The sequence below is a fragment of the Pseudoalteromonas sp. NBT06-2 genome, from assembly GCF_002276045.1.
Taxonomy (GTDB): domain Bacteria; phylum Pseudomonadota; class Gammaproteobacteria; order Enterobacterales; family Alteromonadaceae; genus Pseudoalteromonas.
The window spans coordinates 1-984 of the sequence record NZ_NQMR01000046.1 but is presented as its reverse complement, the minus strand read 5'-3'; the positions used below and the strand labels follow the sequence as shown (position 1 = coordinate 984).

The window sequence follows — 984 nt, the reverse complement described above, 5'->3', positions numbered from 1 at the left end:
AGAAATGCGCGATCCCACCCTGCACCTAATAGCTGTTGTAAATTATTATCTAAATAGTGCCTGATAGATGAACTAGTCATACTCAAAGTTAAAAGAAAAAACAATAAACAAAACTGGGTCCATCGCAATAATCTACTATCACTAGTATGATAATTTTGACGAAACTGCTCCCAACCAAGTTTTAATATTGCCATATTCATACAGCTACTCCCGCCATTGAGATAAGTGTATTATCTTTAAGGTATATTTTTCCTTTAGACATTGTGTAGCAATAATCAGCTCTGTTCGATAACGCTTGGTTATGTGTTACTACGATTAATCCTGTTTGATTAACTTTGCAGCATGAAAACATTAAATCTGCTATTTCATCTGCTGTTTGTTCATCTAAATTACCTGTTGGCTCATCAGCAAAAACAAAACTAGGCTCAGTCACAAATGCTCTTGCTATTGCGACTCTTTGCTGTTCTCCACACTGAGTTCATTTGGTTTATGTTTGGACCTATATTCTAGTCCAACTTGCTTTAACCAAAAAAACGCTTTATCTAGTGCAAGTTTGTCTCCTTTTAACTTGAGTGGCAGCGCTACATTGTTTAGCGTATCTAGTTCTGCTAATAAATGAAATTGTTGAAATACAAAACCAGATTTTTGTCTTAAAACTAAGTTAGATAAGGCTTTATCATTATTCTCAAAAGCAACAGAACCAGAGGTAGCTGTTTCTAACCCAGCCAAAATCAGCAATAAGCTTAATTTAAAAAATCCAAATAAATACTCAATCCCAACCCTAAAAGAATTGATTTGATCAAGTGTTCTAAAATATAAAAGTGAGGTATTATATATCGGCAATGCATTGATGATTGATACACTAGCCAAGGTTAACCAAGATACACCAGTCATTACTAGACTACCTGATAGGATAGATATCCTATTAATTTTCGATGATGTCAATGGTATTACCTATATACCCGTGCTACATGGAAATACATA

The 984-nt window shown here is 34.2% G+C and carries 3 protein-coding genes; all 3 read right to left on the bottom strand.

Annotated elements, in window-relative coordinates; all coding sequences use genetic code 11:
- Nucleotides 1-200, bottom strand: a 200-nt coding sequence (locus CJF42_RS11225; RefSeq protein WP_141235542.1) for a hypothetical protein, incomplete at its 3' end; no start/stop codon positions are given.
- Complete coding sequence (locus tag CJF42_RS11220) at nucleotides 197-448, bottom strand: ATP-binding cassette domain-containing protein (RefSeq protein WP_353651682.1); 252 nt, start codon at nucleotides 446-448, stop codon at nucleotides 197-199. The genes CJF42_RS11220 and CJF42_RS11225, both read right to left, overlap by 4 nt.
- Complete coding sequence (locus CJF42_RS11215) at nucleotides 445-894, bottom strand: P-loop NTPase family protein (protein ID WP_095366770.1); 450 nt, start codon at nucleotides 892-894, stop codon at nucleotides 445-447. Before CJF42_RS11215 ends, CJF42_RS11220 begins: the two co-directional genes overlap by 4 nt.
- Nucleotides 895-984 lie beyond the last annotated feature (90 nt).